The sequence below is a fragment of the Sandaracinobacteroides sayramensis genome, assembly GCF_022014495.1.
In the GTDB taxonomy this organism is placed as follows: domain Bacteria; phylum Pseudomonadota; class Alphaproteobacteria; order Sphingomonadales; family Sphingomonadaceae; genus Sandaracinobacteroides; species Sandaracinobacteroides sayramense.
In genome coordinates this window covers 83,696-105,277 of the sequence record NZ_JAKLSQ010000018.1, presented here as the reverse complement: position 1 = coordinate 105,277, position 21,582 = coordinate 83,696, and the positions used below count along the sequence as shown (strand labels likewise).

Here is a 21,582-nt window from a genome sequence, read left to right as displayed (position 1 = left end):
AGATTTCCTCGGCGATCCCGCCCCTGCCCTTGCGTCTCAGTGGGCGCGGGCCGCGTCGTCCAGTTGCAGTTGCGCCCTTGCGCGGCCCTGCCATTCGTCTGCAGTCACCCGCCCGGCCAGGTGAAGCTGCTCGCTGCCGGCCGCCATCAGCATCTGGCCGAGATCGCCCTCCAGCGCGCGAAAGGCGATGCCTTCCACGCGGCCGCCGTCCGGACCGGAGGCGACGAAGCGCAGATGGGTTTTGGGTTCCGTCCGGCCGACAGGGTCGCATTTCACCAGCCGCACCGGGCCCACCGCGACCCGGGGAGAGGGCCAGGACTGGCCATAGGGGCCGCAGGCTTCCAGCGCCTGCGCCAGATCGGGGGTGATCGCTCGGGGGGTGACGGCAAGGTCTATCGACAGGATGCGTTCGCCCCCGGCCGCCGCCACCGGCTCCGCCAGATGCTCCGCGAGCCATCGGGTGAAACGGTCCAACTGCGCGGCTTCGACTGTCACGCCGCAGGCCATGGCGTGGCCGCCGCCTTCGCGGATCAGGCCATGTGCCTTGGCGGCCAGAATGGCGGCGCCCAGATCGACCCCCGGAATCGAGCGGCCGGAGCCCTTGGCGGTGCCGTCCTCGCCCAGCGACAGCACCAGCGCCGGGCGTTGCAGCCGCTCTTTCACGCGCGCGGCGGCGATCCCGACCACGCCGGGGTGCCAGCCGACGCCGGCCACCACCGCGACCGGGCTGTTCGCCTGGGCTTCGGCAGCCGCCAGCGCTTCGGCGGTGACGGCGGCCTCGATGGCGCGGCGCTCCTGGTTGAAGCGATCCAGTTCCTGCGCGAGGAAGGCAGCCTCGTCGGCATCTTCGCTGGCCAGCAGGCGGACGCCGAGGTCGGCCTGCCCCACGCGTCCGCCGGCGTTGATTCGGGGGCCGAGATGGAAACCCAGATCGTCGGCGCGGGGGGCGCGGTCCAGCCGGGCGATGTCGGCGAGCGCCGAAAGGCCCGCCGACTGGCGCTGCGCCATGCGGCGCAGACCGAGCGCCACGAAAGCGCGGTTGAGACCGGTCAGCGGCACCACGTCCGCCACCGTGCCCAGCGCCACGATGTCCAGCCACTGCGCCAGATTCGGCTCCGGCGCGGCGTTGAAACGGCCGCGCCTGCGCAGTTCGCGGTTCAGCGCCACCCCCAGCAGGAAAGCCAGCCCGGCCGTGCAGAGCGTGCCGTGCACCGCCGCTTCGGGCGATTCGTCGAGGCGGTTGGGGTTCACGATCCCCAGCGCCGGCGGCAGCGCGGTGGAGGCCTTGTGGTGGTCCACCACCATCAGGTCCAGCTTCGCCTCCCGCGCGGCTTCGAGCGGCTGGAAGGCCTGCGTGCCGCAATCGAGCAGCAGCACGAGCTGCGCACCCCGTCTTTGCAATTCGAGGAGGGCGGCGGCGGACGGCCCATAGCCTTCCAGGATCCGGTCGGGGATATAGGGCGCTGCGTCGGCGCCCAGCGCCCTCAGGTGGCGCAGGAGGAAGGCGGCCGAGGTGGCGCCGTCCACATCATAGTCGGCGAAGAGGATGATCTTCTCGCCCCGCTCCACGGCGTCGGCGAGGCGGCCGGCGACCCGATCCATGTCCTGGAACAGGGATGGATCGGGCAGCCAGTCGCGCAGGGCAGGCTTCAGCGTGCGATGCACATCGGCCGGCGCGCAGCCGCGCGACAGAAGAATCTGCGCGGCCAGTTCGTCCACGCCCAGCCTTTCGGCGGCGCCCAGCGGCAGCGGTTGCGCGCGCCAGTGCCAGGCCCGGGCGGTGGCCGAGCGGGAAACGTTGAAGACGGGATCAGCCATGGAACGCTCGCAGGTCGCGCGTGGGAACATGGCTGTCAAGATGCGCCATATTCAACTCGTCGGTTGATTGTTTATGGAAACATGATATTAAACCTTATGGTTGATAATCGACTCGATACGCTGTTTCTCGCGCTGTCGGACCCGACCCGGCGCGGCATGCTGGCTGATCTCAAAGGCGGCGAGAAGACGGTGGGCGAACTGGCGGCCCCGCACCGGATGAGCCTGGCGGGCGCTTCCAAGCATCTGGGCGTGCTGACCCGCGCCGGGCTGGTCGAGCAGCGCAAGGCGGGGCGGCAGCGGCTTTGCCGGCTGAAGGGCGAACGCCTGCGCGAAGCCAGCGACTGGCTGCTGCAATGGGAAGATTTCTGGAACGGGCGCCTGGATGCGCTGGAAACGGCTTTGAGGGAGATGGGCGATGGCTGATGTGGTGACGGCGCAAAGCCTCCGCTTCGAACGGCTGCTGGACGCGCCGGTGGAGAAAGTGTGGCAGTTCCTGGTCGATCCGGACCTGCGCGGCCGCTGGTTCATGGGCGGGCCGACCGAGGCGCGACCGGGTGGGCGCATCACCATGACGATGCACCACGACCGTCTTTCGGATGAGACCGTGCCGACACCGGAGCGCTACCGCCCTTATCTGGGGCAAAGCTGGGAGGAGCGGATCATCCGCTGCGAAGCGCCGCACCTGTTGACGATCGGTTGGGAGGATGGCGCGGCCGGCGAAGTGACGTTCGAATTGCACGCGCAGGAAGGGAAGACGCGGCTGATCCTCACCCATTCGGGCCTCAGGGGCCGGGCGGATGCGGCGAATTTCGGCGGCGGCTGGCATTCGCATCTCGCGGCGCTGGAGCGGCGGGTTCGGGGCGAAGGGGTGGCCGACTTCTGGGCGCTGCACGCCGCGGCGGAGGCGGAGATGCAGCGGCTGCTGGGCTGAGCGGGGGGATTCTCCATCTTCCAAAGGCGCCGGAATCGCTTATGCACCCCCGCAAACGCCGAAGGAGGATCGAGCATGACGAATCGCCCGCTGCACCCGGAAACGCTGGCCCTGCATGCCGGCTGGCGGGCCGACCCCGCGACCGGGGCCGTCGCGCCGCCGATCTTCCAGACGACCTCCTACCAGTTCCGCGACGCCGAGCATGCCGCCAACCTGTTCGCGCTGAAGGAACTGGGGAATATCTACACCCGGCTGGGCAACCCGACGACCGACATATTGGAGCAGCGGGTGGCGGCGCTGGAAGGCGGCGCGGCGGCGCTGGCGGTCGCCTCCGGGCAGGCGGCGTCCGCCTATGCGGTGCAGAATCTGGCGCGGGCGGGCGACAATATCGTGTCCGGCACCGATCTTTACGGCGGCACCTGGAACCTGTTCGCCAATTCGCTGAAGGACATGGGGATCGAAACCCGCTTCGTGGACCCGGCCGACCCGCAAGCCTTCGCCAAAGCCTCCGACTCGCGGACCCGCGCCTGGTATGTGGAGACGCTGCCCAATCCTAAGCTGGTCGTCTGCCCGATGGCGGAGATCGCCGCCCTGGGCCGGGGGCTGGGCATTCCGCTGATCGTCGACAACACGGCGGCGCCGCTGATCGCCCGGCCGTTCGACCATGGCGCGGCGATCATCGTCTATTCCACCACCAAATATATCGGCGGCCACGGCACCTCCATCGGCGGCCTGATCGTCGATGGCGGCAATTTCGACTGGGCCGCCTTCCCGGAGCGGCAGCCACTTCTGAACACGCCCGACCCCAGCTACCATGGCGCCGTCTGGAGCGAGGCGGCGAAGCCGCTGGGGCCGATCGCCTATATCCTGCGCGCCCGCACCGTGCTGCTGCGCGACCTGGGGGCGGCGCTGTCGCCGTTCAACGCCTTCCAGATCCTGCAGGGGCTGGAAACGCTGCCGCTGCGGATGCCGCGCCACTCAGAGAATACGCTGAAGGTGGTGGATTATCTGAAGGCCCGCGCGGATGTGGTGAAGGTGATCCATCCGTCGCTGCAGACGGGCGCGCAGGCCGAGCGGGCGAAGGCGGTGCTGACGGGCGGGCTGGGCGGCTTGCTGGGCTTCGAACTGGCCGGCGGGCGCGAGGCGGGGCGGCGCTTCATCGACGCTTTGCAGCTATTCTATCATGTGGCGAACATCGGCGATGCGCGCAGCCTTGCCATCCACCCGGCGTCCACCACCCACAGTCAGCTTTCCGCCGAAGAGCAGACGGCGACCGGGGTGAGCGAGGGCTATGTGCGCCTGTCGATCGGGTTGGAGCATATCGACGATATCCTCGCCGATCTGGGTCAGGCGCTGGACAAGGCCAGCGCCTGACGCGGAGCCTTTAACTGGAAACGAAGGCCAGAAGGTCTTCGTTCACAATATCGGCATGTGTCTGGCACATGCCGTGGGGCAGGCCTTTATAAGTCTTCAAGGTGCCGATCTTCAGGTGGCGGATCGCCTTTTCGGCGGAATTGCCGATGGGCACGATCTGGTCGTCGGTGCCGTGCTGCAGCAGAACCGGCACGCCTATGGCTTTCAGATCGTCGGTGAAGTCGGTTTCGCTGAAGGCCTTGATGCAATCATATTGCGGCCTGGCGCCGCCCATCATGCCCTGCCGCCACCAATTGTCGATCAGCCCTTGCGAGACGGCGGCGCCGGGGCGGTTGAAGCCGTAGAAGGGGCCGCTCGGCACATCCCGATAGAATTGCGCGCGGTTGGCGGCGAGCGAGGCGCGAAAGCCGTCGAACAGTTCGATCGGCAGGCCGTCCGGGTTGCTGTCGGTCCGGGCCATCACCGGCGGCACCGCGCCGATCAGCACGGCGCCGGCGACGCGGCCGGCTTGGGCGCGGGCGGCGTAGCGGGCCGCTTCCCCGCCGCCGGTGGAATGGCCGATATGGAAGGCGCGCGTCAGGTCGAGCGCGTCCGCCAGTTCGGCGACGTCGGCGGCGTAGCGGTCCATCTGGTTGCCGCTGTCTGTCTGGGTGGAGCGGCCGTGGCCGCGCCGGTCATGGGCGATCACGCGGAAGCCCTTCTCCAGGAAGAAGAGCAGCTGATTGTCCCAATCATCGGCCGAGAGCGGCCAGCCGTGATGGAAGACGAGGGGGCGGGCTTCCTTAGGCCCCCAGTCCTTATAGAAAATGCTTGCGCCGTCGCTGGTCAGGAATTCGCCCATGGCTTTGTCTCCTGCGGATCGGCGCTTGCCGAGTCGTAGCGCCGACCGCCGGAGTAGAACCCGGCCGTATGACAGCAGCAAGTCCGATGGGTCAGTCGCCTTCCTGCCCGCCGCCGAGGCGGCGCATCCCGACCCCGGCCCCCATGCCCATGCCGGCTCCCATTCCCGCCCCCATGCCGCCGCCTTCAGCGCCGCGCCCAGCGCCACCTTGCCGGCCGCCTTCCTCCCGTTTGCTGCCACCGCCGCCACCGGCCTGGCGTGCCGGGCCCTGACGGGGGATGGCGATGCCGGCCGGCAACTCGTCCAGATCCAGTGCCTCGCGGATGAAGTTCCTGAGCGAGATCACCAGTTCGTCCGTATGGACGAGGTGCCCGGCGGCCAGTTCGGCAGCGGCACGCACCGCCAGCCGGACTTGTTCCTCCGTGCCCAGAAGGATGATGTCGGAAAGTGCCGCCTCCACCGCGTCCCGTATGCGCCGGGCGCGCTCCGAACCGCCGCCGAGGTCGATGGCGGCGCCTTCTCCGCTCGACTGGGCGGATTCGCGCAGCTGGCGCAGATGGGTGGGATCCACCGTCAGCGTGCCGGTGAACGAGCCCCCCAGAACCTTGTAGGCGGCGATCAGGGCGCGCAGCCGTTCGTTGATCTGCCGGTTAAGCCGTTCCCGTCGCTGCTGGATCGTCATCATCATCACCAGGCGGATGCCGACGCCGATGAAGGTGAAGAGGGCTATACCGATCAAAGCCGAGAGAATCCCCTCCCAACTGCTGAAGTCCATGTTCCGAACCACATGCCTTCTCCCTGATGCCGGCCGTGACTATGGGCGCGGCCGGCTATCCCTTCCATCGGGGAAATCGCGGGAGGGCACTGCTCGAACCCTCAGGCCGGGTCGCCGCGCCGGTCGCCCTTCACCCGCCGCACCGTGCCGCTGCTGGCGCGCATCACGATGCTTTCGGTGGTGATGCGCCCCGTCTTCCAGCGGCGGACGCCTTCCAGCAGGCTGCCGTCGGTCACCCCGGTCGCCGCGAAGATCACATCGCCCTTGGCAAGGTCTTCCAGCTTGTAGATCCGGTCGAAGTCGGTGATGCCGGTCTTGCGAGCGCGGGCCTTCTCGTCCTCGTTGCGGAAGATCAGCCTGCCTTCGAACTGGCCGCCGACACAGCGCAGCGCCGCCGCCGCCAGCACGCCTTCCGGCGCCCCGCCCGAGCCCAGATAGATGTCGATGGTGGTTTCCGGATTGGTGACGGCGATCACGCCGGCCACGTCGCCGTCCGGGATCAGGTGGATGCCGCAGCCGATGGCGCGCAGCTCCCTGATCAGCGCCTCGTGGCGCGGCCGGTCCAGCACGCAGGCGATGATCTCGTGCGGCTCGACGCCCTTCGCCGCCGCCAGCGCCTGCACATTCTCGGTCGGCGTCTTCGTCAGCGAGACGACTCCTTCCGCGTAGCCCGGGCCGATGGCCAGCTTTTCCATGTAGACGTCCGGCGCGTAGAGCAGCCCGCCCTCTTCGGCGATCGCCAGCACCGCCAGCGCGTTCGGCCCGGCCTTGGCGGTGATGGTGGTGCCTTCCAGCGGGTCGAGCGCGATGTCGATCTTCGGGCCGGAGCCTTGCGCCGAGCCGACCTTCTCGCCGATGAACAGCATCGGCGCCTCGTCGCGCTCGCCCTCGCCGATCACCACCGTGCCGTCGAAGGCCAGCTTGTTGAGGGCGTCGCGCATCGCTTCCACGGCGGCGGCGTCGGCCGCCTTCTCGTCCCCCCGGCCGACGAGGCGCGAGGCGGCGATGGCGGCATATTCCGTCACCCGCACCATTTCGAGCACGAGGACGCGGTCGAGGACCTGGCTGGGCTGCAGTTGCGAACGGTCGGTGGTCATCTCGGATTCCCTGTTGGCTCAGCCGTCTTGCGGCAGGATGGGCATGAAGAGCGGGGTGCCGATGGCGGCGGGAAGCGCGGCCATGGCGGAAAGGGCGTTGCGGATGGCTTCCTCGCCGGTTTCATGCGTCAGCATGACGACAAGGGCGATCCCGTCCGTGGACGAGGCCGGCTGGATCAGGCTCTCGATGGAGACGCCGGCGTCGCGCAGCGCCGCCGTGATATCGGCGAGCACGCCGGGCCGGTCCTCCACCGTCAGGCGGATATAGGCGCGGCCATGGCGCGCTTCGGCGCCGGCCGGCGGCAGGCTGTGCAGCGCGTCGGCCGGCATGGCGAAGGCCGGGCCGTTTTCCCCCCGGGCGATGTCGATCAGGTCGGCGGCGACGGCCGACGCGGTCGGGCCTTCGCCCGCGCCCCGGCCGGTGAACAGCAGCCGGCCGACGAAATTGCCTTCGGCGACGACGGCGTTCAGCGGCCCCTCGACCGCCGCCAGCGGATGCGACAGCGGCACCAGGCTGGGGTGCACGCGCTGCACCAGCCGCCCGTCGAGCACCTGCGCCAGCCCGACGAGGCGGACCTTGAAGCCCAGCGCCGCCGCCTGGCGGATGTCGGCGAGGCGGATGTCGCGGATGCCGCAGGTTTCGACGGCGTGGAAGTCCGGCCGGGAGCCGAAGGCGATGGCGGCGAGGATGGAGAGCTTGTGCGCGGCGTCGATGCCGTCGATGTCGAAGCTCGGATCGGCCTCGGCGTAGCCGAGGCGCTGGGCGTCCGCCAGCACGTCGGCGAACTCCAGCCCCTCCTTCTCCATCCGGGTCAGGATATAGTTGCAGGTGCCGTTCAGGATGCCGGTGACGAGGCTCAGCTCGTTGGCGGCGGCGCCTTCGCGCAGGCCCTTGATGACCGGGATTCCGCCGGCCACCGCCGCCTCGAACTTCAGCGGCGTGCCGGACGCCTCGGCCAGTTCCGCCAGCAGCAGGCCATGGTGGGCGATCATCGCCTTGTTGGCGGTGACGAAGGGCTTGTTCGCCGCCAGCGTCGCGCGGGCGAGCGTCAGCGCCGGGCCGTCGGCGCCGCCCACCAGCTCCACCACCACATCCACATCGTCGCGCCCGGCGAGCGTCGTCGCATCGTCCACCCACTGGAAGCGGGCGAGATCGACTCCGCGCTCGCGCGTGCGGTCCCGGGCGCAGACGGCGGTGACGAGGATGGGGCGGCCGGCGCGGCGGGCGATGAGGGCGGCGTTGGCGTCGAGCAGTTTGATGACTCCGGCGCCGACCGTGCCGAGACCGGCCAGACCGACCTTGAGCGGGCCGGCTTTTGGGGGATTGCTGCTCATGTCGCGGGGCCTTGCCGGAACTTTGGCCCCGAGGGAAGGGGCGGTTGGGATGAAGTGGCGCTTGTCCGGGTCGGCACCCGGCGTGGATGAAGCGTTTCCGGGTCAGCGCCCGGCGTGGATGAAGCTTTTCAGCGTCTCGATCAGTTCCGGCGCAGCATAGGGCGAAAGCCCGGCCGCCGCCCCGTCGCCGCCAGAGGCCTGCACCCGGTCGATGAGCGGCCCCACATCCGCTGCTTCGGCGGCGATATGCAGGCCGGCGCGCCCCTCGAAGCGGGCGGCGGTCGCCAGTTGATGCTCGTTGCGATGCTCGCCGAGCGCAGCGCGGCGGGCCATCATCACCAGCGGCTTGCCGAAGGTGAGGGCGGAGATGATCGAGCCCATGCCGACATGCGCCACCAGCAGGTCGCTCGCCTCCAGCCGCCGCTGATAGTCGTCGGCGCTGATGAAGTCGCGCCATTCGAAATGCTTCGGGCGGTAGCTGTCCGGCTTCAGCGCGCCCAATTGCCCGAAGATGGGGGTGTCGTGGGCGGCGGCCCAGTCGTCGACGGCGGCGACCAGCCGGTCGAACGGTTCCTGCGTTCCGACGGTGAGGAAGATCACAGCACGCTTCCCTTGCACAGAGGGCCGCCCGGCTTCGCCAGATGCGGCCATTGCGTCAGCCAGAGGTCGGCGTGCGGGCCCACCTTTTCCCCGGACAGCGACAGGACTTCGGCGTTGGCGATGCTGTCCACCCAGCAGGTGCGGGCGCCCAGCATCCTGCCCACCCGGATCGCGAAATAGCCGGCCGACGCCCCGGTGCTGATGACGACATCGGGGCGGACCTTCATCAGGATCGCCGTCACTTCCAGCATCTGCTTCACCAGCCGCGCCTTCTGCCAGCGGTTGGCGTCGGTGAAGATGTGATAGCCCGGCGCCTTCTGGCCGCGCGCCGCCGCCAGATCGGCGACGCGCTGGCGGAAGTCGCCGGTGGTGGTGGCGTAATGCACCTCGCACCCGTCCCAGGCGGGCGACAGCCGCAGCAGCTGCACCCAGTGGCCGCCGGTCGAGGAAATGGCGAGGACCTTCGTCATGCGAAGGCCTTGGGTCCGGCGTGCATCCGCTTTCATCCTTTCGCTTCTGGCTTTCGCTTCTGGCTTTCGGCCCTGAACGCCGCCCCGTTACTTGAGGCGCGGGCAGGTGCCAAGGGCAAGCGGGCGTGCTAGGCGCCCCGCATGCACGCGCCCGTTCCCGCCGACAACCGCCCGACGACCGGCTTCATCCTGCTCGCCGGGTCGCTGACCGCTTTCGGCGCGCTCTCGATCGACCTCTATCTGCCGGCGCTGCCCAGCATCGCCCGGGATTTCGGCGCGACCGCCGCCGCCGCGCAATTCACCGTGTCGGCCTTCCTTGCCGGCATGGCGATCGGCCAGCTCGGCTTCGGCCCGCTGTCCGACCGGGTGGGGCGACGGCTGCCGCTGCTGGCGGGCATATTGCTCTACACGCTGGCGTCGCTGGCGCTGGTCTTCGCGCCCAGCATCGAAACGCTGTCGGCCGGGCGGTTCGTGCAGGGGCTGGGCGCCTGCGCCGGGGTGGTGATCTCGCGCGCCGTCGTCCGCGACCGGTTCGACACCACGGAGTCGGCCCGCCTCTTCAGCCTGACCTTCCTGGTGCTGGCGGTGGCGCCCATGCTGGCGCCGACGCTGGGCGCCGGGCTGATGCATCTGTTCGGCTGGCACTCCATCTTCCTGGTGCTGGTGGCCTTCGGGCTGGCGGTCGGCGCGGCGGTGTTCTTCGGGCTGCCGGAAAGCCTCAGCCCCGAGGCGGCGGCGCAGGCCGCCGGGGAAAGCCCGCTCGGCAGCTATTGGGCGGCGCTGAAGGATCCGCATGTGCTGGGGTTCGTGGGCGCAGGCGCCTTGAACGGCGCCTCGCTCTTCGCCTATATAGCGGCCTCGCCCGCGCTTTTCATGGAGCATTTCCACCAGCCGCCTTCCGCCTTCGGCTGGATCTTCGCGCTGAACGCGCTGGGGCTGGTGTTCACCACCCAGATCAACCGCCGCCTGCTGCTGCGCTTCCCGCCGGACGTGGTGGCGCGGCGCGGCTCGCTGGCGGCGCTGGGCTTCGCGGCGATCCTGCTGCTGCTGGCGCTGTTCGGCCAGGCCGGCCTCGGCGTGACCATGGCGCTGCTGTTCCTGGGTCTGGGCTCCTACGGCTTCGTCTCGGCCAACAGCTCGGCCCTGGCGCTGGGCGCCATGCCGGAACGGGCCGGCGCCATTTCGGCGCTGATCGGCGCCGGCGCCTTCGCCTTCGGGGCGCTGGCCGGTGCGCTTACCGCCCCCTTCGCCGCCGCCGGGCCGCTGGCGATGGCGGCGGCGATGGCGGCCGGGTTCGCCGGCTCGGCCTGGGCCTTGCACCGGGTGACCCGCGCATGACCGGCTGGCTGGAGTTCGCGCCCGGCCTCGCCATCCACGAAGACGAGCTGGCGTTCCGCTTCGTCCGCGCTTCCGGGCCGGGCGGGCAGAATGTGAACAAGGTGTCGACGGCGGCGGAATTGCGCTTCGACCTGGCCGGCTCCCCCTCGCTGCCGCCGCCGCTGAAGGCGCGGGCGGCGAAGCTGGCGGGCTCGCGCTTCACCGACGCGGGCGAGATCCTGATCTTCGCCGAGCGTTTCCGCACGCAGGGCGCCAACCGCGAGGATGCCGTGCAGCGCCTCATGGAGCTGCTGGCGGCCGCCGCGGTGATTCCGAAGAAGCGCCGCCCCACCAAGCCGACCATGGGTTCCAAGACCCGGCGGCTGGATTCCAAGAAGCGCCGTTCGGGCGTGAAGTCCGGGCGAGGCAAGCCCACGGCTGACTAAGCGCTGGCCGACTGAATCGCCGGCCGTCAGGATTTTGACGCTTTCCGGTTCCGAAGCGTCAACCGATTGGCGCTTTCCGCCCCGATCCCACGCCGCCGCCCAGGGGCGGGCGGTTGGCACGGCTTTTGCTTCTCCCTCCGCTGAACGGCCGGTTACCGGAATGTTTGCGTCGACCCCTCAGCAGCCCTGACGCCAGCATCACGGCCGTGCCCGCCGGGCCTGACCCTCCCGGCGGGCCCCTTCCGGTGCCGTTCATGTCGAGAGCTTGGGGGATTGGATGACCGACGACAGGCAGGATGCAACGGGGCCGCTGGCCCGGCGCTTCGCGGCGCTTCTGGCGGAGGACCGGCCCGGACCGGTGGCCGCCGATCCCGCAAGCCGGGCCTTGTTCGACCTCGCCCGCCGCGCGGCGGGCGGCCGGGCGACGGTGCTGGTGACCGGCCCCTCGGGCGCGGGGAAGGAAGTGATGGCCCGCTTCCTGCACGAGGAAAGCCCCCGCGCCGGCGCCCCGTTCCTGGCGGTCAATTGCGCCGCCCTTCCGGACGCGATGCTGGAAGCGATGCTGTTCGGCCATGAGCGCGGCGCCTTCACCGGCGCGCAAGGGGCGGCCCCCGGCCTCTTCCGCGCTGCGGACGGCGGGACGCTGTTCCTGGACGAACTGGGCGAAATGCCTCTCACCTTGCAGGCGAAGCTGCTGCGCGCGGTGGAGCAGGGGGAAGTGCTGCCGCTGGGCGCCACGGCCCCGGTGAAGGTGGATGTGCGGCTGCTGGCCGCCACCAACCGCGATCTGGAAGCCGAAGTGGAGGCGGGGCGTTTCCGCGCCGACCTTTACTGGCGGCTGTCGGTCTTTCCCATCGCGCTCACGCCGCTTGCCGCGCGCCCCGGGGATATATTGCCGCTGGCGGCCACTCTGGTCCGCCGGCTGGGCCTTTGCGCCCGCTTCACCGAGCCGGCGCTAGAGGCGCTGCTGCGCCACGACTGGCCGGGCAATGTGCGGGAGCTTTCGAACCAGTTGCAGCGCGCCGCGATCCTGGCCGGCAGCGGCCCGGTCGGCCCCGAGCATCTGGCCTTGCCGGCCGCCCAGCCGCTGACGCTGGCCGACCGCCAGCGCCACCGCGAGGCGCGGGATGTGGAAGTGGCGCTGGCCGAAAGCGCCGGCCGCAAGGGTGAGGCGGCGCGGCGGCTGGGCATTTCCGAACGCGCGCTGCGCTACAAGCTGGCGGCGCTGGCAGGCCGGCCGCGCCGGCGCGCGGCGCCACCCTTGCAGGCGGCGATGGCATGAGCGGCCTTTCCCCCTCCCTCGGCCTGTCCGGCGTGCTGGCCTTGCGGGCCGAGATACTGGAGCGCAGCCAGGCGCTTTCCGCCGCCCGCATCGGCGGCCCAGCCGAGGCCGCGAAGCTCGGCGGCTTCGGCGCCGCCATGCAGCAGGCTCTGCAAGCCGTGAACGGCCTGCAAAGCACCAGCAGCGCCGATGGCGCCGCCTGGGAGCGGGGCGACACGCACGACATCGCCTCGGTGATGCTGAGCCGGCAGAAGGCGTCCATCGCTTTCGAGGCGACCTTGCAGGCCCGCAACCGGCTGCTGACCGCCTATCGCGACATCATGAACATGCCGGTGTAAGATGGCGGACGCTGCTGTTTCACCCGCTTCCCTGCCCGACCGCCCCGCCCTTCCGGCGGCACTCGCCGGGCCGCTGGACAAGCTGCGCGCCAGCCCGCTGGCCTCGCGCGCGGCGCTGCCCGCCCTTGCCGCCGCCGCCATCGCGCTGGCGCTGATAGGCTGGCTGATCTTCGCCCCGCCCGAACGCGCGCCGCTGTTCCGGCAACTGCCGGAAAGCGACAAGGCGGCGGTCGTCGCGGCGCTGGAACAGGCGGGGATGAAGGTCGCGCTCGACCGCGCGACCGGAGACGTGCTGCTGCCGCCCGACGACCACGCCCGCGCCCGCATGCTGCTGGCCGGGCAGGGCCTGCCCCGCGCCGCGCCCGGAGGCGCCGAACTGCTGGCCGACATGCCGCTCGGCACCAGCCGCGCCATCGAAGGGGCGCGGCTGAAATCCGCGCAGGAACGCGACCTCGCCGCGTCCATCGAATCGCTGCAGGGGGTGGAGGCGGCGCGGGTGCTGATCGCCCAGCCGGAAGCCTCCCCCTTCGTGCGCGAGCGGGCGCCAGTCACCGCCTCCGTCACGCTGACGCTGGCGCCGGGCCGCACCCTCTCCGACGCGCAGGCGCGCTCCATCGTGCATCTGGTGGCGGGCGCGGTGCCCGGCCTTTCGCCGGACAATGTGGCCATCGCCGACCAGATGGGGCGGATGCTGGCGGGCGAGCCGGGCGCCGGCCGCATGTCCGCCGACGACCGGCGGCTGCGGGTGCAGGCGGAGATGGAGGCGCGCGCGCGCCAGTCGATCCTGGCGCTGCTGGGGCCGGTCGTCGGGCCGGAGAATGTCTCGGCGCAGGTCTCGGTGGAGCTGGATTTCGCCGCGCGCGAAGCCTCGCAGGAACGCTACGATAAGGAGGGCGCGCTGCGCTCCGAACAGTCGAGCCGCAGCACCTCCTCCGAGCCGCGCGCGATGGGGATACCCGGCGCGCTCAGCAACACCATCCCGTCCGCCGCGACAGTGACGGCCACTCCGCCGCCGGCGGCCTCCGGGCCGACGGTCCAGACGACGGGCAATGAATCCGCCACCCGCAATTATGAGCTCGGCCGCTCGGTGGAAGTGACCAGCCGTTCGGGCGGACAGGTGCGGCGGCTGACGGCGGCGGTCGCCATCCGCGCCGACGCGCTGGGGCCGGCGGCCGGGCAGGCGAAGGTGCTGGCGGACATCCGCGCGCTGGTGGAAGGCGCGGTCGGCTATGACGAGGGGCGCGGCGACCGGATCGCCGTTGCCGCCCGCCCCTTCGCCGCGCCCGTCGAAACCGAAGTACCGCTCTGGAAGGAGCCGGTGGTGGTGGAAAGCGCCAAATGGCTGGCGGTGGCGCTGGTCGCCGTGGCGCTGATCGGCTTCGTGCTGCGGCCGCTGACCCGGCGCTTCCTCCAGCGCACGGCCCGGCCGGCGGCGCTGCCGGCGCCAGAGCTTCTGCCCGAACCGCAGCCGATCCTTCCCGTCGATTACAGCGCGAAACTGGCCGAGGCGCGGCTGCTGGCCGCGACCGACAGCGCGCGGGCCACCGCCGTCGCCCGCCGCCTGCTGGCCGCTCCCGCCGAAACTGAGGAGGTGAAGGCCTGATGCTGTCCGGAGCGGAAAAGACGGCGCTGCTGCTGCTGCTGCTGGAGGAGCCGGAAGCGGCGCAACTGCTCGCCCGGCTGGAACCCGCCGAAGTGGAGGCGATCGGCCGCGCCATGCTCTCGGTGGCGGAAGCCAGCCCCGCCGCCATCGACGCCCTGCTGGACGAAGTGCTGGATATCGCCCGCGACACGGTGGCGGTGGGCGAAGGCTCGCCGACGGTGCGCGACCTCTTCGGCCGGGCGCTGGGCGAGGAGCGCGCCGGCGGCATGATCGAGCGGCTGGGCGACGACGCCCGCTCGCCGCTGTTCGAGCGGCTGCAATGGCTGGAACCCTATGCCATCGCCAGCCTGCTGGAAGGCGAGCATCCGCAGGCGCAGGCGCTGATTTTGGCGCAGCTTCCCGGGCCGCGCGCCGCCATGGTGCTGGCGCGGCTGCCGGCCGATTGCCAGCCCGATCTGGTGCGGCGGATCGCGACTCTGCGCCCGGTCACGCCGCACGCCGCCGAGGCGCTGGACGCGGCGCTGGCCGAGCGAATCGCCACCGCCCGCCCGCGCCAGCCGCTGACCGGGCTGGGCGGGATGCAGCGCGCCGCCGACCTCATCAACCTTGCAGGCTTGGACGAGGACATGGCGCTGAAGGCGCTTTCCGACGCCGATCCGGGGGCGGCGCAGATCCTGTCCGAAACGCTGTTCACCTTCGCCGACCTTGCCACGCTGGAAACGCGCGGCTTGCAGAATCTGCTGCGGACGCTGGACGCGGAGCTGCTGATCCCGGCCTTGCGCGCCGCGCCCGAGGAGCTGCGGGACAAGCTGCTGGCCGCCATGCCGCAGCGCGCGGCGGAGGCCCTGCGCGACGAGATGGACAATCGCGGCCCGGTGAAGGTGGACGAAGCCGCCGCCGCGCAGAAGGGAATCGCCGCCGCCGCCCGGCGTCTGGCGGCCGAAGGCACGATCAGCCTGCCCGGCAAGGGGCCGGCCTATGTCTGAGCCTTCGCTTCGCCAGGCGCGCGCGGTTCCGGTGGCGGCGCTGCTGCTGAAGCCGGTGCCGATGCAGGCAGTCCCCAGGCCCGATCCGCTGGCCGACGGCTGGCGCGAAGGCCATGCCGCCGCGCTGGCGCAGGCGCGCCCGGAACTGGAAGCGTTGCAGCGGGCGCTTGCGGAGTCGGCCGCGCGGCACGCAGCCGAACTGGCGGAGGTGCGCGCACTGGCCCTGCGCCTGTTCGAGGGTCTGGAAAGCCTGCTGGCGCGCGAACTGGCCGATCTCGCCCATGGGGCCGCGCGGGCGGTGCTGGCGACCGAGCCGGGCGTTTCGCTCGAAACCCTGTCGGCGCTGATCGCCGACTGCCTTTCCGGGCTGGCAGGCGGAACACTGTATGTCGCCCCCGCCGATCTCGAAAGCGCGCGACCGCTTTGCCCGCAAGGCTGGGCGCTTGCCCCGCGCGACAGTCTGCCGGCCGGCACGGTGGAAGCGGAATCCGGCCCAGCACTGCAACGCCAGTCCTTGACCGACCGGCTGTCCGCCCTGCTGGGCGAACGGCCATGAAGCATTTCGCGCTGCGCGCCGCCGGGGACATTCGCGCCCGGCTGGCGCGGGTGGATTTCGCCCCCTCGCGCGCCGGGCGGGTGGTCGCCTGCGAGGGGCTGCTCATGCAGGTGGAGGGGCTGGAGGCGGCCGTCGGCGCGCTGGTCGAGATCGAGCTGGGCGACGGGCTGGCGATCGCCGAAGCCGAAGTGATCGGCTTCCGCGCCGACCGGCTGCTGCTGATGGCGCTGGGGCCGGCGCATGTCGCGCCCGGCGCCCCGGCCTGGCTGCGCGGCCGGGCGGACCGGGTGCGGGTCGGCCCGGCGCTGTTCGGCCGGGTGACCGGCGCGCGCGGCGAGCCGCTGGACGGGCGCGGCCCGTTGCGCACCCTGGACAATTGGCCGCTCGCCGGCCGACCCCTCCCGGCGCTCGACCGGGCGGAAGTGACGCAGGCGCTGCCCACCGGCGTGCGCGCCATCGACACATTGCTGACTCTGGGGCGCGGCCAGCGGGTGGGGCTGATCGCCGGAAGCGGTGTCGGCAAATCGGTGCTGATGCAGCAGCTGGCGCGCGGCGCGGAGGCCGACTCCGTGGTGATCGCGCTGGTGGGGGAGCGCGGGCGCGAGATCGGCGCTTTCCTCGGCCAGCTTCCCGCCGCCGCCCTGGCGCGCGCGCATGTGGTGGCGGTGCCGGCGGATGCCGCCGCCCCCTTGCGCGTGCGCGGGGTGCTGCGCGCCTTCGCCATCGCCGAATGGCTGCGCTCGGAAGGCCGGCATGTGCTGCTGATCGTCGACAGCCTCACCCGTGTCGCCCATGCCCAGCGGGAAATCGGGCTGGCGGCGGGCGAGCCGCCCGGCCGGCGCGGCTATCCGCCCTCCGCGCTGGACCTGATCCCGCGTCTGGTCGAGCGTGCCGGCAACGACCGGGCCGGCGGCGGCGCCATCACCGCCTTGATGACAGTGCTGGCCGATGGCGACGATCTGGTCTCCGACCCGGTGGTGGACACCGCGCGCGGCGTGCTGGACGGGCATATCCTTCTCGACCGCGCCATCGCCGGGCGCGGGCGCTTTCCGGCCATCGACCTGTCGCAATCGCTCAGCCGCACCATGGCGGACTGCGCCGACCCGGCGCATCTGGCCGCCGCCGCCCGCTTCCGCCGCGAACTGACTTTGGTGGAGGGCAACCGCGATCTGGTGGCGATGGGCGCCTACAGCCGGGGGCAGGACCCGAAGCTGGACCGGGCGCTGGACCGGGCCGACCTGCTGGAGAGCTTTCTGGCGCAGGCGCAGGCCGAGCGGTTCGGCTTCGCCGACAGCCTGTCGGCGCTGCTCGCCGAATGGGGCGGGGAATGACGGCGATGCAGGCGAAAAGCCGCCGGCTGGCGCGGCTGCTGGGGGTGCGGCAGGTGGCTCTGCGCGCGGGCGAAACGCGGCTGGCGGCGGCCGGGCTGCGGGTTGAAACGGCCGGGCAGCGGTTGGGGCAGGTGCGCGGGCTGATCGAGGCTAGCGGCACGCCGCCCGGCGAAACCGCCCTTTCGGCGCTTCGCGGCGCGGCTTCGTTGCGGGCGTTGCTCGGCCCGGTTCTCGCAAGCGCGATCGGCCAGGCCGAGGAGGCCGAGCGGGCGCGCAAGTCGGCGGCACTGGCGCTTGCCGCCGCCACCGCCCGCCACGGCCGCGCCGAGCGCGATTTCGCAGCCGCCCGCGCCGCCGCCGAACGGCAGGCGGAAGAAATGGAAAGCGCCGAGCGCGTGCCACCCCTCAAAAGGAAAGCCCCATGACCGCGACGACGGCGCCACTCGCCGCGCCCCCGATTCTGGCCGCCCTCTCGCCCGTGCGGCATTCGGCGGCGAAGTCCACGCCGGTTTTCACGCTCCCGCCGCCGGAGCCCGAGGAACAGGCCGCCACCGCTGCGGATGTGCCGGAAACGGATTCGGTGGACATGGCCGAGACGCCGGCTGTCGAAGCCATTGCCGGGCTGCCTGTGCCGTTGCCGCTGGAGGTCGTTGTCGAAACGGCCGCCGCATTGGAGCAGCCCGCCCCCGAACCGGGGTTGGACCCAAGGCCCGAATCCGGCACCGGCCGACCGCTCGCCCCGCAGATGCAATCCGCGCCGCCGACGCCGGAGCGGGAGAAGCGTGCGGCACCCATTCCCGTCATGGCGACAGGGGCGCCAGCCCCCGCCGGCCCGGCGGCGAACGCGCCCAACCCCGGCAGCGGCCGGACCGCTGCCCCTTCCATCATGACACCCGTCGCCACTGCGGCCCCGATCGCCCCGAGTCTCGCGGAGAGCGGGCGCAACCCCTCGGACGATCGGCCGCGCCAGCCCCGCGCGAGCGCACCTGTCGCAGCCTCGGCCACGCAAATGCCGCCATTGCGGATGGAAGTGGCCGTCTCTGCCCCGCAAGCCCCGCAAATGGAAACCGTTATCCCGGAAAGCCAGCCTCCGCTTGCCCAACTGCCGCCCCCGACCCCGGATATGGAGGGAGAAGCTTCCCTGCACACGCCGGATATTGTGGTGGAGCTGGCTGAAGGCGACGCGCTGGAGGTGACGATCGCCACCGCCACGGCGGACAGCCTCGCACGGCTGGAGGCCGCCGAGCCGGAGCTTCGCCAGGAACTGACGGCGCTTGGCGCCGAAGTGGAGGCAATCCGTGTGGAACTGCGCCCCGAGCCGGCGCCAGAGAAGCCTCAGGACAGGCCAACGGATCGCAGCCCGGAAGGGCTTTCCGCCGCTTCGGCGGGCGACGCCAGCGGACGCCAGGGGGACAGGATGACGAGACACGCCGACACGCCGCCGGGGCGGCCGCAGACACAGGCCGAAAACGCCGCGCGGCTTCGCCAGCGCATCGGCGCCGAGGCCGCGAACCCTTCCGCCAGCACCCGGATCGACCGTTATGCCTGACCGCATTTCTCCATCGCCGAAAGACCTCCCCCATGGCTGAAGCCATCGCATCCGCAACGACTGCCGAGGCCGCCCCGCGCAAGGGGGGCGTGAAGCGCCTGCTGCTGCCGATCGTCCTGCTGCTGGCCGGGGCGGCGGCGGGGGTCGCCGGCTCGATGTTCGCGCCGGCGCTGCTGCCGGCCGCCGGCCCGGAAAAGCCGCCGGCGCCCAAGGTGGCGCCGCTCGAATATGTGGAGATCGAGAACAGCTTCACCGCCAACATGAAGGATACGGGCCGCTTCGTGCAGGTGAAGATCGCCGTTTCGACCCAGGGCGGCGCGCCGGTGGTGGAGGCGGTGAAGCGCCACCAGGTGGCCATCGTCTCCGCCGTGCTGGGGGTGCTGGCGGAAGCCGGCGAAGCCGATCTCAACGCCCCCGGCGGCCGCGAGGCGCTGGCGAAGCGGATGCGCGTGGCGATCAACGATGTGCTCCAGCGCAAGAGCGGGATCGCCGGGATCGACGACGTTTTCCTCACCAGCTTCCTGATGCAATAGCCATGGCCCGCCCCATCCCCTGGCCCAGCGCCACCTTCCCGGAGCCGCCGGCCGAAGCGCCGCCGGCGCCCCTGCTGCCGGATGCGGCGGGGCTGGCGGCGGCGATCGGCCCGGAACTGACCCGCCTTTTCGGCGCGCGGTGCGCCGCCCGCCGGCTGGACGAGGCGGCGGATATTTCGGCCGCCAGCCATGTCGTGGCGCGGCTGCGCCTGCCGCCGCGGGTCGCCGGCGCTGAGCCAGCGTCGCTCACGCTGATGCTGGCGCCGGACGGAGCCGGCCATTTGCTGGATCTGCTGTTCGGCGGCGGCCCGGCGGGCGACATGCCCGTGCTGCCGCCCAACAGCGCCTCCTGGATGACGCTGGGCCGGTTTCTGGCCGGCTCGGCCGGGCGGGCGCTCGCGGCCATCGGCCGGCCGGCGGCCGGCCCTGCGGAGATTCCGCCGCGCGCCGTCGAGCACGACGGCCTGCCACCGCAATTCGGCTTCCGGCTGGAGATCGACCGGACGGAGACGCTGATGGCGCTGCGCTTCGACGGGCTGGAGGCCGGCCTTCCCGAACCCGCCCGCACCGACCCGGAAGTCTGGCGGCACCAGACGCGGGAGCGGGCGCTGGACCTGGCGCTGCCGGTGGCGCTGCGGCTGGCGGAAATGCGCCTGCCGGTGGCGGAGGTGGCGGCGCTGCTGCCCGGAAGCATCCTGCCGCTGGAGCGGCCGGAGCATGTGGAAATCCTGGCCGCGGGCCGCCGTCTCGCCACTCTGCCGGCGAGCCGGCTGGCCCCGCCGCAGCCGACCGAGGAGAATTTCGAATGAACGCCGTAGCCCCGCCCGGCCTGAAGGCCGAGACCAGACGCGCCGCCAATCGGGCGGCGGCGCGGGGCGGAGAAGCGGGCGCTCGAGTCACCGTCGACTATGACGAGCCGGCCGACCCCCTGGAGGCGCCAGCCACGGCTCCTCGCCCGAAAGACGCCCCGAAGGATGCTCTGAAGGATGCTCTGAAAGATTCTGGGCGCGCGGCCGGCGGAGGCGCCGCGCCGGCCGCCGGCCAGTCGCCGGTGCCGCCGCAGCTCGCCGCCATCGAAGTCGCGCTGTCGGTCGAGGTCGGCAGCCGCATGATCCCCTTGCGCGAGCTGCTCTCGGTGGAGCCGGGGCAATTGTTCGCGCTCGACCGGATGACGAGCGAGCCGGTCACCATCCTCGTCAACGGCCGGCCTTTCGCGCGCGGCGAAGTGGTCGCCATCGGCGAGCGCTTCGGGGTGCGGCTGCTCGATCTGCTGCCGGGCGCCGTCGGCTGATGTTGGGGGAGTTCGCCATGCGGCTGGCGGTGGCGCTGCCGCTCGTCTGCCTGGCGGCGGTGGCGGCGCTGCTGGCGGTGAAGCGCGGCTGGATCCGCCTGCCCGCCTTCGCTGGCGGTTTTCCCTCCGCCCGCCTCCCCGCCGCCGCAGAGGCGTTGGAGATACAGGCGGTGAAGTCGCTTTCGCCGACCGCGCGGCTGGCGGTGGTGCGCTTTCACGGCCGGCTGCTGCTGATCGGCGTTTCGGGCCACGGCATTTCCCTGCTGGCGGAAGATTCCGCCCTCGTTCCCGCCCCCGCCCAACCGACCGAAGCGGAGCCCCGGCCATGACGATTCGCCTGCGCCCTCCCCGCATCCTGCACCTGCTGCTGTTCGCCGCCGGTTTCGCCGCCCTGCTGCTGGCCGGCGCGCCTGTCACCGCGCAGGCGCCTTCGGCTTTGGGCGGCCTGATCGATCTGGCCGGCGGCGAGAAGGGCACGCCCTTCTCCCTGTCGCTGCAAGTGCTGCTGCTGATGACGCTGCTGGCGCTGCTGCCCTCGGTGCTGCTGATGATGACCGCCTTCGTGCGGATCGTCGTGGTGCTGGCGATCCTGCGGCAGGCGATCGGATTGCAGCAGGCGCCGCCCAACCAGTTGATGCTGGGCCTTGCGCTGTTCCTGACCTTCTTCGTGATGCAGCCGACGCTCGACCGCATCAACCACAGCGCGCTGCAACCCTTCGTCGCCGACGAACTGCCGGCCGAGCAGGCGATCACCCGCGCCGGCGACGTGCTGCACGGCTTCATGCTGAAGAACACACGCAAGGCGGACCTGAGCCTCTTCGCCGGGCTGGCCGGCGACGCGCCCTATGCCAGCGAGGCGGAGGTGCCGATGCGGGTGCTGATGCCGGCCTTTGCCACCTCCGAGCTGAAGACCGCCTTCCAGATCGGCATCCTCATCTTCCTGCCCTTCCTCATCATCGATCTGGTGGTGGCGAGCGTGCTGATGGCGCTGGGGATGATGATGGTCTCGCCGGTGATGATCTCGCTGCCGTTCAAGCTGATGCTGTTCGTGGCGATAGACGGCTGGGCGCTGGTGATGGCCTCGCTCGCCCGCAGCTTCGCCGGCTGAG

The 21,582-nt window shown here is 71.4% G+C and carries 25 protein-coding genes; 18 read left to right on the top strand and 7 right to left on the bottom strand.

Annotated elements, in window-relative coordinates; all coding sequences use genetic code 11:
• Positions 1–36: 36 nt before the first annotated feature.
• The gene (gene recJ, locus L6Q21_RS13400) at positions 37–1,818 is read right to left on the bottom strand and encodes a single-stranded-DNA-specific exonuclease RecJ (RefSeq protein ID WP_237831271.1); all 1,782 of its coding nucleotides are present in this window, start codon (positions 1,816–1,818) and stop codon (positions 37–39) included.
• A gap of 96 nt (positions 1,819–1,914) precedes the next feature.
• Here recJ and L6Q21_RS13395 point away from each other — a divergent pair, with 96 nt between their 5' ends.
• From L6Q21_RS13395 to L6Q21_RS13385, 3 genes are all read left to right on the top strand, one after another.
• On the top strand, positions 1,915–2,241 hold the full coding sequence (locus L6Q21_RS13395) for an ArsR/SmtB family transcription factor (protein ID WP_237831270.1): 327 nt from the start codon (positions 1,915–1,917) through the stop codon (positions 2,239–2,241).
• Positions 2,234–2,749 (top strand): SRPBCC family protein, encoded by a 516-nt coding sequence (locus L6Q21_RS13390; protein WP_237831269.1) that lies wholly within the window; start codon positions 2,234–2,236, stop codon positions 2,747–2,749. The genes L6Q21_RS13395 and L6Q21_RS13390 overlap by 8 nt, the downstream gene beginning before the upstream one ends.
• Positions 2,750–2,824: 75 nt before the next feature.
• On the top strand, positions 2,825–4,123 hold the full coding sequence (locus tag L6Q21_RS13385) for an O-acetylhomoserine aminocarboxypropyltransferase/cysteine synthase family protein (RefSeq protein ID WP_237831268.1): 1,299 nt from the start codon (positions 2,825–2,827) through the stop codon (positions 4,121–4,123).
• 10 nt (positions 4,124–4,133) lie between these two features.
• Here L6Q21_RS13385 and L6Q21_RS13380 read toward each other — a convergent pair whose 3' ends face one another.
• The 6 genes from L6Q21_RS13380 to L6Q21_RS13355 form a co-directional block, all read right to left on the bottom strand.
• On the bottom strand, positions 4,134–4,964 hold the full coding sequence (locus L6Q21_RS13380; RefSeq protein WP_237831267.1) for an alpha/beta fold hydrolase: 831 nt from the start codon (positions 4,962–4,964) through the stop codon (positions 4,134–4,136).
• Positions 4,965–5,055: 91 nt separating this feature from the next.
• Positions 5,056–5,751: a hypothetical protein gene (locus L6Q21_RS13375; RefSeq protein ID WP_237831266.1), complete on the bottom strand. Its 696-nt coding sequence runs from the start codon at positions 5,749–5,751 to the stop codon at positions 5,056–5,058.
• Positions 5,752–5,840: 89 nt separating this feature from the next.
• On the bottom strand, positions 5,841–6,836 hold the full coding sequence (gene glpX, locus L6Q21_RS13370) for a class II fructose-bisphosphatase (protein ID WP_237831265.1): 996 nt from the start codon (positions 6,834–6,836) through the stop codon (positions 5,841–5,843).
• Between the two features lie 18 nt (positions 6,837–6,854).
• Entirely contained in the window at positions 6,855–8,171 is a 1,317-nt protein-coding gene (locus L6Q21_RS13365) for a homoserine dehydrogenase (RefSeq protein ID WP_237831264.1), read from the bottom strand.
• Between the two features lie 102 nt (positions 8,172–8,273).
• On the bottom strand, positions 8,274–8,771 hold the full coding sequence (locus tag L6Q21_RS13360; RefSeq protein ID WP_237831263.1) for a glycosyltransferase: 498 nt from the start codon (positions 8,769–8,771) through the stop codon (positions 8,274–8,276).
• Positions 8,768–9,241 carry a glycosyltransferase family protein gene (locus tag L6Q21_RS13355; protein WP_237831262.1) on the bottom strand — a complete coding sequence of 158 codons (474 nt, stop codon included), beginning with the start codon at positions 9,239–9,241 and terminating at the stop codon, positions 8,768–8,770. The genes L6Q21_RS13360 and L6Q21_RS13355 overlap by 4 nt, the downstream gene beginning before the upstream one ends.
• Positions 9,242–9,382: 141 nt before the next feature.
• On the opposite strand from L6Q21_RS13355, the gene L6Q21_RS13350 reads away from it, so the two are divergent.
• From L6Q21_RS13350 to fliP, 15 genes are all read left to right on the top strand, one after another.
• On the top strand, positions 9,383–10,579 hold the full coding sequence (locus L6Q21_RS13350) for a multidrug effflux MFS transporter (protein WP_237831261.1): 1,197 nt from the start codon (positions 9,383–9,385) through the stop codon (positions 10,577–10,579).
• Complete coding sequence (gene arfB, locus L6Q21_RS13345) at positions 10,576–11,004, top strand: alternative ribosome rescue aminoacyl-tRNA hydrolase ArfB (protein ID WP_237831260.1); 429 nt, start codon at positions 10,576–10,578, stop codon at positions 11,002–11,004. Before L6Q21_RS13350 ends, arfB begins: the two co-directional genes overlap by 4 nt.
• 277 nt (positions 11,005–11,281) lie before the next feature.
• The gene (locus L6Q21_RS13340; RefSeq protein ID WP_237831259.1) at positions 11,282–12,286 is read left to right on the top strand and encodes a sigma-54 interaction domain-containing protein; all 1,005 of its coding nucleotides are present in this window, start codon (positions 11,282–11,284) and stop codon (positions 12,284–12,286) included.
• On the top strand, positions 12,283–12,624 hold the full coding sequence (fliE, locus tag L6Q21_RS13335; protein ID WP_237831258.1) for a flagellar hook-basal body complex protein FliE: 342 nt from the start codon (positions 12,283–12,285) through the stop codon (positions 12,622–12,624). The genes L6Q21_RS13340 and fliE overlap by 4 nt, the downstream gene beginning before the upstream one ends.
• Position 12,625: 1 nt before the next feature.
• The gene (fliF, locus tag L6Q21_RS13330) at positions 12,626–14,227 is read left to right on the top strand and encodes a flagellar basal-body MS-ring/collar protein FliF (protein ID WP_237831257.1); all 1,602 of its coding nucleotides are present in this window, start codon (positions 12,626–12,628) and stop codon (positions 14,225–14,227) included.
• The gene (locus L6Q21_RS13325) at positions 14,227–15,213 is read left to right on the top strand and encodes a flagellar motor switch protein FliG (RefSeq protein WP_237831256.1); all 987 of its coding nucleotides are present in this window, start codon (positions 14,227–14,229) and stop codon (positions 15,211–15,213) included. Before fliF ends, L6Q21_RS13325 begins: the two co-directional genes overlap by 1 nt.
• Positions 15,206–15,769, top strand: a complete 564-nt coding sequence (locus L6Q21_RS13320) for a FliH/SctL family protein (protein WP_237831255.1) — start codon at positions 15,206–15,208, stop codon at positions 15,767–15,769. The genes L6Q21_RS13325 and L6Q21_RS13320 overlap by 8 nt, the downstream gene beginning before the upstream one ends.
• The gene (locus L6Q21_RS13315; RefSeq protein WP_237831254.1) at positions 15,766–17,100 is read left to right on the top strand and encodes a FliI/YscN family ATPase; all 1,335 of its coding nucleotides are present in this window, start codon (positions 15,766–15,768) and stop codon (positions 17,098–17,100) included. The genes L6Q21_RS13320 and L6Q21_RS13315 overlap by 4 nt, the downstream gene beginning before the upstream one ends.
• Positions 17,097–17,525 (top strand): hypothetical protein, encoded by a 429-nt coding sequence (locus L6Q21_RS13310; RefSeq protein WP_237831253.1) that lies wholly within the window; start codon positions 17,097–17,099, stop codon positions 17,523–17,525. Before L6Q21_RS13315 ends, L6Q21_RS13310 begins: the two co-directional genes overlap by 4 nt.
• A complete protein-coding gene (fliK, locus tag L6Q21_RS13305; protein WP_237831252.1) occupies positions 17,522–18,649 on the top strand; it encodes a flagellar hook-length control protein FliK in 1,128 nt (375 codons plus the stop codon). The genes L6Q21_RS13310 and fliK overlap by 4 nt, the downstream gene beginning before the upstream one ends.
• Before the next feature lie 32 nt (positions 18,650–18,681).
• Positions 18,682–19,182, top strand: coding sequence for a flagellar basal body-associated FliL family protein (locus tag L6Q21_RS13300; RefSeq protein WP_237831251.1), 501 nt, complete (start codon positions 18,682–18,684; stop codon positions 19,180–19,182).
• Positions 19,183–19,184: 2 nt separating this feature from the next.
• On the top strand, positions 19,185–19,991 hold the full coding sequence (locus L6Q21_RS13295) for a FliM/FliN family flagellar motor C-terminal domain-containing protein (RefSeq protein ID WP_237831250.1): 807 nt from the start codon (positions 19,185–19,187) through the stop codon (positions 19,989–19,991).
• The gene (locus L6Q21_RS13290) at positions 19,988–20,473 is read left to right on the top strand and encodes a FliM/FliN family flagellar motor switch protein (protein ID WP_237831249.1); all 486 of its coding nucleotides are present in this window, start codon (positions 19,988–19,990) and stop codon (positions 20,471–20,473) included. The genes L6Q21_RS13295 and L6Q21_RS13290 overlap by 4 nt, the downstream gene beginning before the upstream one ends.
• Entirely contained in the window at positions 20,473–20,802 is a 330-nt protein-coding gene (locus L6Q21_RS13285; RefSeq protein WP_237831248.1) for a flagellar biosynthetic protein FliO, read from the top strand. Before L6Q21_RS13290 ends, L6Q21_RS13285 begins: the two co-directional genes overlap by 1 nt.
• Entirely contained in the window at positions 20,799–21,581 is a 783-nt protein-coding gene (gene fliP / locus L6Q21_RS13280) for a flagellar type III secretion system pore protein FliP (RefSeq protein WP_237831247.1), read from the top strand. Before L6Q21_RS13285 ends, fliP begins: the two co-directional genes overlap by 4 nt.
• The last annotated feature ends 1 nt before the right edge of the window (position 21,582 follow it).

Bases quoted from the DNA above. Each gene is read 5' to 3' on its own strand.
- recJ (WP_237831271.1), bottom strand. From the start codon at position 1,818: ATGGCTGATCCCGTCTTCAACGTTTCCCGCTCGGCCACCGCCCGGGCC.
- L6Q21_RS13395 (WP_237831270.1), top strand. From the start codon at position 1,915: ATGGTTGATAATCGACTCGATACGCTGTTTCTCGCGCTGTCGGACCCG.
- L6Q21_RS13390 (WP_237831269.1), top strand. From the start codon at position 2,234: ATGGCTGATGTGGTGACGGCGCAAAGCCTCCGCTTCGAACGGCTGCTG.
- L6Q21_RS13385 (WP_237831268.1), top strand. From the start codon at position 2,825: ATGACGAATCGCCCGCTGCACCCGGAAACGCTGGCCCTGCATGCCGGC.
- L6Q21_RS13380 (WP_237831267.1), bottom strand. From the start codon at position 4,964: ATGGGCGAATTCCTGACCAGCGACGGCGCAAGCATTTTCTATAAGGAC.
- glpX (WP_237831265.1), bottom strand. From the start codon at position 6,836: ATGACCACCGACCGTTCGCAACTGCAGCCCAGCCAGGTCCTCGACCGC.
- L6Q21_RS13365 (WP_237831264.1), bottom strand. From the start codon at position 8,171: ATGAGCAGCAATCCCCCAAAAGCCGGCCCGCTCAAGGTCGGTCTGGCC.
- L6Q21_RS13355 (WP_237831262.1), bottom strand. From the start codon at position 9,241: ATGACGAAGGTCCTCGCCATTTCCTCGACCGGCGGCCACTGGGTGCAG.
- L6Q21_RS13350 (WP_237831261.1), top strand. From the start codon at position 9,383: ATGCACGCGCCCGTTCCCGCCGACAACCGCCCGACGACCGGCTTCATC.
- arfB (WP_237831260.1), top strand. From the start codon at position 10,576: ATGACCGGCTGGCTGGAGTTCGCGCCCGGCCTCGCCATCCACGAAGAC.
- L6Q21_RS13340 (WP_237831259.1), top strand. From the start codon at position 11,282: ATGACCGACGACAGGCAGGATGCAACGGGGCCGCTGGCCCGGCGCTTC.
- fliE (WP_237831258.1), top strand. From the start codon at position 12,283: ATGAGCGGCCTTTCCCCCTCCCTCGGCCTGTCCGGCGTGCTGGCCTTG.
- fliF (WP_237831257.1), top strand. From the start codon at position 12,626: ATGGCGGACGCTGCTGTTTCACCCGCTTCCCTGCCCGACCGCCCCGCC.
- L6Q21_RS13325 (WP_237831256.1), top strand. From the start codon at position 14,227: ATGCTGTCCGGAGCGGAAAAGACGGCGCTGCTGCTGCTGCTGCTGGAG.
- L6Q21_RS13320 (WP_237831255.1), top strand. From the start codon at position 15,206: ATGTCTGAGCCTTCGCTTCGCCAGGCGCGCGCGGTTCCGGTGGCGGCG.
- L6Q21_RS13315 (WP_237831254.1), top strand. From the start codon at position 15,766: ATGAAGCATTTCGCGCTGCGCGCCGCCGGGGACATTCGCGCCCGGCTG.
- L6Q21_RS13310 (WP_237831253.1), top strand. From the start codon at position 17,097: ATGACGGCGATGCAGGCGAAAAGCCGCCGGCTGGCGCGGCTGCTGGGG.
- fliK (WP_237831252.1), top strand. From the start codon at position 17,522: ATGACCGCGACGACGGCGCCACTCGCCGCGCCCCCGATTCTGGCCGCC.
- L6Q21_RS13300 (WP_237831251.1), top strand. From the start codon at position 18,682: ATGGCTGAAGCCATCGCATCCGCAACGACTGCCGAGGCCGCCCCGCGC.
- L6Q21_RS13295 (WP_237831250.1), top strand. From the start codon at position 19,185: ATGGCCCGCCCCATCCCCTGGCCCAGCGCCACCTTCCCGGAGCCGCCG.
- L6Q21_RS13290 (WP_237831249.1), top strand. From the start codon at position 19,988: ATGAACGCCGTAGCCCCGCCCGGCCTGAAGGCCGAGACCAGACGCGCC.
- L6Q21_RS13285 (WP_237831248.1), top strand. From the start codon at position 20,473: ATGTTGGGGGAGTTCGCCATGCGGCTGGCGGTGGCGCTGCCGCTCGTC.
- fliP (WP_237831247.1), top strand. From the start codon at position 20,799: ATGACGATTCGCCTGCGCCCTCCCCGCATCCTGCACCTGCTGCTGTTC.